At 48.0% G+C, this 9,039-nt stretch carries 10 protein-coding genes and 1 pseudogene; 1 reads left to right on the top strand and 10 read right to left on the bottom strand.

The window, feature by feature from the left end; genetic code table 11:
• Positions 1-130: 130 nt before the first annotated feature.
• Both ACM6G4_RS15775 and ACM6G4_RS15770 read right to left on the bottom strand, forming a co-directional pair.
• A complete protein-coding gene (locus ACM6G4_RS15775) occupies positions 131-844 on the bottom strand; it encodes an SMI1/KNR4 family protein (protein WP_056724005.1) in 714 nt (237 codons plus the stop codon).
• A gap of 12 nt (positions 845-856) precedes the next feature.
• On the bottom strand, positions 857-1,114 hold the full coding sequence (locus ACM6G4_RS15770; protein ID WP_223542544.1) for a hypothetical protein: 258 nt from the start codon (positions 1,112-1,114) through the stop codon (positions 857-859).
• Positions 1,115-1,217: 103 nt separating this feature from the next.
• Here ACM6G4_RS15770 and ACM6G4_RS15765 point away from each other — a divergent pair.
• Positions 1,218-2,441, top strand: a pseudogene (locus ACM6G4_RS15765) (IS3 family transposase).
• 130 nt (positions 2,442-2,571) lie between these two features.
• Here the strand turns inward: ACM6G4_RS15765 and ACM6G4_RS15760 are convergent.
• The 8 genes from ACM6G4_RS15760 to ACM6G4_RS15725 form a co-directional block, all read right to left on the bottom strand.
• Positions 2,572-3,051, bottom strand: a complete 480-nt coding sequence (locus tag ACM6G4_RS15760; protein ID WP_223542545.1) for a hypothetical protein — start codon at positions 3,049-3,051, stop codon at positions 2,572-2,574.
• Position 3,052: 1 nt separating this feature from the next.
• Positions 3,053-5,266: an RHS repeat-associated core domain-containing protein gene (locus ACM6G4_RS15755; protein WP_414914062.1), complete on the bottom strand. Its 2,214-nt coding sequence runs from the start codon at positions 5,264-5,266 to the stop codon at positions 3,053-3,055.
• A 309-nt stretch (positions 5,267-5,575) separates the two neighbouring features.
• On the bottom strand, positions 5,576-5,848 hold the full coding sequence (locus ACM6G4_RS15750; RefSeq protein WP_056724197.1) for a hypothetical protein: 273 nt from the start codon (positions 5,846-5,848) through the stop codon (positions 5,576-5,578).
• Positions 5,849-6,099: 251 nt separating this feature from the next.
• Positions 6,100-6,531 (bottom strand): NTF2 fold immunity protein, encoded by a 432-nt coding sequence (locus ACM6G4_RS15745; protein WP_082562948.1) that lies wholly within the window; start codon positions 6,529-6,531, stop codon positions 6,100-6,102.
• Positions 6,532-6,792: 261 nt separating this feature from the next.
• Positions 6,793-7,158, bottom strand: a complete 366-nt coding sequence (locus ACM6G4_RS15740; RefSeq protein WP_414914061.1) for a hypothetical protein — start codon at positions 7,156-7,158, stop codon at positions 6,793-6,795.
• A 149-nt stretch (positions 7,159-7,307) separates the two neighbouring features.
• Positions 7,308-7,934, bottom strand: coding sequence for a hypothetical protein (locus ACM6G4_RS15735; protein ID WP_414914060.1), 627 nt, complete (start codon positions 7,932-7,934; stop codon positions 7,308-7,310).
• Positions 7,935-8,074: 140 nt separating this feature from the next.
• Entirely contained in the window at positions 8,075-8,545 is a 471-nt protein-coding gene (locus ACM6G4_RS15730) for an SMI1/KNR4 family protein (RefSeq protein ID WP_414914059.1), read from the bottom strand.
• A gap of 3 nt (positions 8,546-8,548) precedes the next feature.
• On the bottom strand, positions 8,549-9,039 hold a 491-nt coding region (locus tag ACM6G4_RS15725), incomplete at its 5' end, for an HNH/ENDO VII family nuclease (protein WP_414914058.1).

Genomic DNA, 9,039 nt, shown 5'->3' with positions numbered 1-9,039 from the left:
CGTTGAGGTATTCGGCAGTGTGACCGAGGGCGTCGACTTCGGCGATGAGGTTTCTTTTGGGGTGCGCCAGGCCCTGTAGTCGGGGTAATTCATCTGGATGTCGCAGGCCATAGTATTTTTTCAGGCGAATTTAAGCTTTGAATTTAGATTCTTTTATCAATACATCACTTCGTGATTGTGTATCTTCCAGAAATATAGAAATCCACGTATCCATCACCTCAAAAACATCTATACCCAATTCCGGCTCCATGGGTTGCTCATGCCACCAGATAACACCTTTATCATCCGCATGATTATTTATATCGACAGCTAAATAATCCCCGCCCCCATTAGAAAAAATTGTGACCCAGTTTGCTGCGAAGCTCGTTTCTTCTTCATCAATTAAATCTGCCACACATGAAAAGTCTTCGATCTTTTGAGGCCCCATTGATTGCGCGGGAAAAAAAGTGAAGCCATTGTGTACATGCAAATAGAAATCCGACAACCTACCCGCAATCAGATTGATCTTATCTGACTTCAATGGACAGCTACTTAGTGGCAACCCGCCGACATAGTAATAAAGACCACTAGCATCATGGAAGACATATAACAATTCAACTTTCTCGCCACCCAAGACAAACGTGCCGACCAAGCATGTATCTAGCAAGGACAACACCCAAGGCATTTTACCAGCAAAAGAATTCCATGCTGTGGGAAACTTAGGTTTCTCAGAAAAAACAGCACCAAACTCTTTCCACTCCGCAGGAATAATTACATTCACGGGCAATTCATTCGGCGAAAAATACACATCACGACCGACAAAAGAAGTTTTAACTTGTTCTACCACGCATTCCAATGTAATCACTTTCGACTCCTTCTAAGGCAAAAGGCTATAAATTTTTTCCTGCAGTTCAACTTCGAGCTTCGCCGCACGCTCCATCATACTACGTCTAAAGGCAGGATCAACATCCACATTTCCTTTTTTGTAGCGCGTCCATTGTTCGTATGTCTTAGCCCCCCTTGAAGTATTTGCAGTTTCGCTCAAGGGCGAAAAATTCGGCTTATGATTTAATACTTCCAGCTGATTACCAAAGGAAAGTTTGTTAAAACCATCCATTTCCGTAATTTGCTTCATGGGAACGATGTGGTCCGCATGTAAAAGGAAAAAGGGGGCAGATTTATTTATGTCCCGTCCTGAATAAGGTTTACACCTTCTGATCTATTTTCAGGAGGGCGTAATGGAATCAGCAAAAAGGCGTAGTCAGCGAGACTACACGCTGACTTTTAAATTGTCGGTCGTCGACCAGGTCGAAAAAGGCGAGCTGAGTTATAAAGAGGCTCAGGAGCGCTACGGGATTCAAGGCAAAACGACCGTTCTGACGTGGTTACGCAAGCACGGTCGGCAGGATTGGAGCCCGGGCACATACATTGGCTCGCCGAGGATGGGGTCTATGCCCGACAAAAACCGACCATTGACGCCAGAGCAACGCATCAAAGAACTTGAAGAGCAGTTGGCTCTGTCCAATCAGAAAGCGCAGTTTTTCGAAGCTGTCGTGGATGTCTTGAAAAATGACTACGGCCTCTCTGTCATAAAAAAGCGTCCCGGCAAGTCCTCGCGCAAAAGCGAGTCCAAAACCTGAGTATCAGCAGGGCTTGCCAGTTCATGGGGATAAGCCGCCAGGCTTACTACAAACGTAATCGCGCCGATGCTGCTCGTCTCGTTCTGGATCAGAAAGTTGCCGATTACGTTCAGCAAAAGCGCCAGCGGCAGCCACGTCTGGGCACCCGAAAGCTGCATTACTTGCTGCAGTGCCAGCCTCAACTTGAGCTGCAAGTGGGTCGAGATCGACTGTTTTCGATTCTGCGTGAAAGGCGTTTATTGGTGGCCCGCAGGCGGGCTTACCACAAGACGACCGACAGCCATCATCGCTTTCGGCGCCATCCGAACCTGCTCAAGCCCGGTCCTGATCAGGTTGTTGCAAGCGGCCCGGAACAAGTCTGGGTGGCTGACATCACCTATTTGCCCACTCAGGAAGGCGTGGCCTATCTGAGCCTTGTGACGGATGCTTTTCGCGAAAGATCGTGGGCTATCACGTCCATGAAAGCCTGCACGCCGAGTCGGTAGCGCATGCGTTGCGCCGGGCGGTGAAACACCGTCGAACGCAGCAGTCGCTGGTCCATCACTCGGATAGAGGCAGCCAGTATTGCTCGGGAATGTACCAGGAACTGCACGCGAAACACGGCATCCGGTGTTCGATGACGGACGGCTATGACTGCTACCAAAACGCCTTGGCAGAGCGGGTCAACGGGATATTAAAGACAGAGCTTATGCTCCAGCGACCGCAGGATTTGACGCAGGCGAAGAAGATGGTGAGTGAGTCGGTATCGATCTATAACGGCGAGCGACCGCACCTGTCTTTGAAATACAAACGCCCGATGCGGTGCATCGGGCGTTGGGGTGAAACAGGTGTAAACCTATTTCAGGACTAGACATTACTTCAAAATAAATCTCCCCCCTTTTCCGTCGTCCCTTTTCCAGTCCCCTTTTCCCCTGTCCCCTTTTCCGTTCCTTTTCCGCTCTATCCACCAAAATCAAATAACGACTATTTTGTTTTTAAAGAAACCAACAGGCCAATGACCGGAATAATATAATCTGATTATTGTCAACCATCGATCACCAAGCCCGTAATAACTTTCGGACACATATTGCCTAAAGGCAAAACACACCCCATTTCTTGCAGCAAGGCTAAAATCATGCGGCGCACAAATGAATTTGCTCTTGTCAAGATTTTTAGTAGCGGCCATTACTGCCTTATTCGCTTTAATCCTCATGGCGACCAAGTCCGATGGTGGCTTAGGTATCTCATAAAACGGATCAGGTTGAGTTGGGGATGTGGGCAACCATTCAACACCATCATAACACCCATAAAACTCAGACTCAGATGGTTCCACGAAAACCTTTCGAACGCTTTCTATATATATATAATTATCATCTTTAGGCCCACGACCTCCCATGTTAGAAAAAAACTCAAACCCTTCTATCTTTCTACACTCCTCATCAATATCAATCATATTACAATCTCAAATCAGTTATTGTACCAAGTGGCAGAGCTTTTCTTCCTTGTTGAATCGTGCTCCTTAGAACCCCACCTGCGGCATGCGGAACTGGAATCCCAGGCAAAGAGTGATTAGGCAACGTGCCATGTGTCGGCATCAGATTCCACCACTTGTTCGCGCCACCACTTTCCAAAGGTACGATGTGATGGGGAGTTGCACCAGATGGCCATACTCTACCGGTGTTAGCTTCCCATTGTTTCATCAAATAGTTCTGACTACCCACAAATTCTTTCCGTGCCATCTGATTCTGAAACACAGTACGTCGCTGAACAACGGGTAGATTTCCTCTCAAAATTTGAGCTTGTTTGGCGGTGATTTCACCTCCAGCAGATGCGACTTTGTTCGCATCATTTACTACCCTTTCATGAAGAGACGAACATGCTAATCCTAATGGATCGATCCAACCTAAAGGGTTACTCCCATACTGATAGAGATTATCTCCGCCCAACAGCCCAATCGGATCCTGCGTAACAAACCGCCCCACCTCCGGATCGTAATACCGAAACGTGTTGTAGTGCAGCCCCGTCTCGTCATCGAAATACTGCCCCTGAAACCGCAAATTCTGCTCGATGTCATTGACCGCCAGCTTTTCAACCGCCCCCCAAGCCTTGTACGTCGCCTGCCAGACAATGCTCCCGTCCGCGTCCGTCATCTCCAGCGGCGTACCAATCTGATCAGTATGGAAGTAATAAAGCTGCTGCTCTTCACCCTCTGCCTGATCCACCCGCGCCAAGGGCGCATAACTCCCCGGCTCATACAGGTACAGACTGCTCTGCCCCGGTCGCTCCTCACGCAACATCCGCAGGCCTTGCCACAAAAAGTGCTTATGCTCGGTCTTGCCGTTGACCTCTGAAACCTTGGCAACCCGCCGCCCCAGGCTGTCGTACCGATAAGAACCGGTACTTTCCAGCTTGCCGTTGACCAGCGTCTCGGCCTTGACCAAGCGATTCTCACAGTCATAAACAAACGTCTGCAGCGTGCCCGTGCCGCTGCGTTTTTCAATCAGGTTGCCCCAGGCATCGTAGGCATATTCCTGGTCCCGCCAGCGCTTCAGGCGGTTGTCTTTGACGTGATCAAACTGGCTGGTGTTGAAGTTCAGCCGGTTCGCCGCGGCGTCGTAGCGGAATTCTTCGCTGTCGAGCAACTGGCCGGTGTCGCGGCTGTGCAGTTGGCCGTTGGCTTCGTACTCGTACTTGATCTCGCCGCGCAGTTTGTCGAGGGTACGGGTCAACTCGCCGGCCGGGTCGTACTGGTGGCGGCGGTGGATCGGGTTGTAGGCGTGCTCCACCAGCAGGTCGGGCTGGATACCGGGGTTGTGCAGGCGCGAGAGTTTTTCCGCCGGCAGGCGCGAGGCGAACTGCCAGCTCTTGCGGCCCATGGCGTCGTAGCCGAAGCAGCTGGTGAGCGTGCCCTGGGTGCGCAGGACTTCGCGGTGCAGGTCGTCGCGCTCGATGTCGCTGATCAACTGGCCGTCGAGGTTGAGTTGGTGCAGGTGGCCGCTGCCGTAATACAGGTGATTGAGGTGTTGGCCGGTGGGCAGCGTCAACGTGGTGAGGTTGCTCAGTGGGTCGTATTCGTAGGACAAGGCGCCTTGCGCCGTGGTCTCCTGGATCAGCCTCCCGAGCAGGTCGTAGGAGAACTCCAGCGTTTCTTCGCTGACACCAATTTGCTTGCCCTGCGCGGTCGGCAGGCGCTGGATCGACAGCAGGCGATCAGCGTCGTCATACACGTAATCCTGACGGGCATCGGCATTGAGTTTGGCCAGCAACCGGCCAATGCTATCGCGTTCGAATTCGGTGCGGCGTTGTGGCCGTTCACCGCGTTCGCCGTAGCCGGTTTCATCGACCTGGGTCAGATGCCCGCCGGGGTTGTAGCTGAAGCGTCGGGTCAGGTTGTCGATGCGTTTTTCTTCGATCAACCGGTCGCACGCATCGTAGGCGAACTGGTACGCCGCGTTGTTTTCGTTGATCAGCGCCGTCAGGCGAATCGCCGGGTCGTATTCGTAGCGGATGCGCTGGCCTTTGGCGTCCTGGCGGCTGCTCGGCAATCCTCGGGCGGTGCGTAGCAGGCGCGTGGTCTGGCCTTTGCCGTCGGTATGGCTGAGCACCTGGCCGAGGGCGTTGTAGGTGAAGGACTCGGCGCTGCCGTCCGGATGATTGATGCGCAGCACTTCGCCGTCAGGCTTGCGTTCCAGCGTGGTGGTCTGACCCAGCGCATCAGTAACGGCGACCAGATGCTGGCGCTCGTCGAAGCGGTAGGTGGTGTTTTTACCCGAGCAATCCTGGAAGCGTTCGACCTGGGCCAGGGTATTCCACCACAGGTATGTGTGACTTGCGCCGGACGTCGATTATTACTATAGAGAAAGTGACTGAGACAAAGTTGGCAGCCACTTACTTCGATGAGTTTTTAAAGAACGAACGACAAATGGCGTTAGTGACCGCATCAAGAAGAGAAATAGCGTCGAAAAAACATCAAGCACTCAAGGTCTGACAACCAAAAAACCATTAACTTCCCTCTGTGCGAAATCCATTTTTTCAAGCAGCGGGTTCTCATAATCACTATATATCGCTAAATACTCCCTAGGCGAAAACCTGATTAAATTATCGGTTAAATTACCTCCAAGCAAGAGCATTACTACCCTTTCGTAATTTTCGATAATAGAGCGTAGATCTGTCCCTCCGCGCACTGCCTGAGCTTGTTTTAACTCATTTGATATTTCTCGCAACAAACCTATCAGATCAGTCTCTTTCATCTAGCCCCCTTTATATAGCGCTATCCTGAGGCGTTTTCAAAATTTATGACCTACCCATTGCAATGCGGTAAATGAGTGGAGAGTGAAGAGTGCAACTAAGACAAAGGCTTGTAGCCACTCACAAAACTAGATTTTAAAGAACTTATTTAACTCTACAGATTACACCCAACTCCGCTTACACCATTAGAACGCTTTGAAAGCTCGCTCAGCGCATGTGAAAAAAACCACTGATTCCATTTCAGCAGCTCATACTACAAAGGTGAACGCTTCCACTTATCGTCATAACCCAAACTTTCTTTCTTCTTAATTTTCCACTCACCAGCTTTACAAACCATGACTATCCGCGATGTAACCTCTACCCCAACAGTTTGTTGTATCTGAAAAACGACTTCATCGCCACTCATAGAAATGACCTCTACAACGTCAGACTGCGGATCGTACGTGGGCGGATTAACACAACCCAAGTCTATCAAACGACCAAAATTACTTTTATTTTTAAAAGCAAATTTATTTAGTATACTTTCCAGCCTACTCCCAAAAGAAACTTTTACTTCAGGACCATCCCCTTCTCCGGCTAAATTCTCTTTTCGAATCTTGAAAAACTCTGCTTCCCAAGAATTCATTTCGGCCAAAAAATTGTTTACACGCTCTAACGCACGCAATGAAATTTCTTTATCAGCCATATCAGCTCCAAAATATCTCTTTGAATATTTTACTGGCAACTCGTCGACTTAGCTGAAACGGCGCATTGAATCACCAGATATCTAATGACCGTCCTTATTGAAGAGCGAAATACACCTCGACAAAATTTGAAAGACCCCCACTAAAAATTAAATAACAACTATTTTATCCTTAACCAAACCAACAGGCCAACGACCAGAATAATATAATTTTATTATCGCCAACCATCGATCACCAAGCCCATAATAACTTTCAGACACATATTACCTAAAGGCAAAACACACCGCGTTTCTTGCCGCAAGGTTAAAATCATGCGGCGTGCAAATGAACTTGTTCTTATCAATAGTTTTAGCAACCGCCATTACTGCCTTATTCACTTTCATTCGCATAGCGACTAGATCTGAAGGCGGCTTAGGAATATCATAAAACGGATCGGGTTGAGCTGGGGATGTGGGCAGCCACTCAACACCCTCATAGCATCCATCAAACTCAGACTCAGACGGCTCTAAAAAAACCTTCCGAACGCTTTCTATATATAAAAAATCATTATCTTTAGACCCAACACTCCCCATACTTGAGAAAAACTCAAACCCTTCTATTTTTTTACACTCTTCATCAATATCAATCATATTACAATCTCAGATCAGTTATTGTGCCAGGCGGCAGATCCTTCCCCCCTATTCCACCACAGCATAATGATATTAAAAGAGCGCATCCATCAACTCTGTCACGGCCTTTCAAAATAGCCAAAGCGTTTATTGGCACAAGACGAACAGACTCAGGACATTTCACCCCACGGATCAAAAACAAACTCACTATCTATTGGTTTAAAACTCAAACCAGCCAACTTTTTCTCTGCCTCAACCTTAAACTCCTCGCTACAGACCCACTTCATAATTTCGATACAAACAAAAAAACTCTCACAAACTCCACTTTTTGCAGAGAACTGCCTTATCCAGCTATAAACTGGCACAGCAGGATGATACCGATTAAATACTGGCTCACTAGTATTTAAATCCTTTTCCAAAAAAAATTTAGACCCAGCCTGATCCAGTAACTCTACAGCATCCAGAGGGATAAAAATAAAATACTCACCACTGATCACTCCACTTGCAAGCTTTAGTTCAACCGGCACTGATCGATACCTAACATTTAAACTATCGCAGACTTCAAGAAAGCGTGCTGACACTAGATTGTGCGGAGACCCTAAAAAATCCACATCAAGCGTTTTTATTGTTCGATCCAACACTTTAAATTTATAAACCCTCTCCACAACAACACTTTCTACTCCAGGATCAAACTCATCCCACTCCCACTCATCACAATTGAACTCACCTGAGATAAATTCAGGCTGACCGCATGACGCTCCACAAAAATCAACCAAATAAAAAATTTCTGCACTCATAATAGTCGCGCTGTAATTTTGTCTACAGCGTATTTTCCGCTTTCCAACCTTTCACGTGCCATTCGCTGCACCCTACCCACCCCCAAAAGCCCCCCTACCGTCATACCAGATAACCTACACGTCACTCGCCATCCGCAACATTAAAGATCTTTAATAGACTGCCTGACAGAGTCACAAAAAAAATCTTCAAAACTTTTGGAAATGACATTTTTCTCGCCATCTCTTTTAAATGAAAGCTCCGTCTCCACCACTACAGGCTCTCCTGCCTCTCCAATGCTAGAAGTATCAATTGAATATATAGGGCCATATCCTGAAGACTTAATGACGATCATTCCATTATCGGCATCACCAAGAGATCGTGCGTTTTTTGTAGCAAATATAACGCTAGGGATTGCGGTAGCGGCCAACCCGCTCTTAGTAACCCCATAGTACGTCTCACCGGCAAATGACAAAGCACCAAACCTCTTAAGAAACAACTTGTACGAATCCGGAAAACCAACCCCCAATTCTCTTTCAAACTCAGCTATCAGGGAGTCGCTAGCGCCACCTGCATATGCAGGATCTTCACCAGATGCATTAATCTCAGCCTCAATCAAATCAATATAGCTCATACTTCAGACTCCGAAATCCAATGATCTTTCCTTCCAGTAACTTTTCTTCCATGTATTAAACGGCCCACGATTCATACTCTTGGGTGCGCTATTATAAAGCCGTCTAATACCATCCGACCCAACCCAACTTTTATCCCACTGATTAGAGTACATATGCAGCACTCGATCATTTTTTGAGTGAAAACTGCTGAGGATTTCTGCCATTGAGCCAGGTTCGTCTTGGGTAAGGTGGTGGAGATTCACTTCGCTTCCGTCTTTTCCTATTGGCGCATCCCCTTTGCTCATCCTTTGAACGTTTGTCCTTCCCAAATCATCAACGTAGTTGGGATCAAAAATATCATTTCTTTGGTACACCTTTCGACCGGCTACGTTTTTAGCAGCCCAGCAGCTCCACCCCAGTGGATCGGTCCAACTTCCTGTGTTTGGAGCATAGCGATACAGGTTAAACCCGCCAGATAACCCAATCGGATCCTGCGTTACAAACCGCCCCACCT

The sequence above is a fragment of the Pseudomonas sp. IT-P258 genome (assembly GCF_949767825.1).
GTDB classification, from domain to species: domain Bacteria; phylum Pseudomonadota; class Gammaproteobacteria; order Pseudomonadales; family Pseudomonadaceae; genus Aquipseudomonas; species Aquipseudomonas monachiensis.
Note: the sequence above shows the minus strand (reverse complement) of the source record. Positions and strands in the feature narration are given on the sequence as shown.

Excerpts from the sequence above, each read along its gene's own strand:
- ACM6G4_RS15760 (WP_223542545.1), bottom strand. The coding sequence starts at position 3,051 with ATGATTGATATTGATGAGGAGTGTAGAAAGATAGAAGGGTTTGAGTTT.
- ACM6G4_RS15745 (WP_082562948.1), bottom strand. The coding sequence starts at position 6,531 with ATGGCTGATAAAGAAATTTCATTGCGTGCGTTAGAGCGTGTAAACAAT.
- ACM6G4_RS15730 (WP_414914059.1), bottom strand. The coding sequence starts at position 8,545 with ATGAGCTATATTGATTTGATTGAGGCTGAGATTAATGCATCTGGTGAA.
- ACM6G4_RS15740 (WP_414914061.1), bottom strand. The coding sequence starts at position 7,158 with ATGATTGATATTGATGAAGAGTGTAAAAAAATAGAAGGGTTTGAGTTT.
- ACM6G4_RS15735 (WP_414914060.1), bottom strand. The coding sequence starts at position 7,934 with ATGAGTGCAGAAATTTTTTATTTGGTTGATTTTTGTGGAGCGTCATGC.
- ACM6G4_RS15770 (WP_223542544.1), bottom strand. The coding sequence starts at position 1,114 with ATGAAGCAAATTACGGAAATGGATGGTTTTAACAAACTTTCCTTTGGT.
- ACM6G4_RS15750 (WP_056724197.1), bottom strand. The coding sequence starts at position 5,848 with ATGAAAGAGACTGATCTGATAGGTTTGTTGCGAGAAATATCAAATGAG.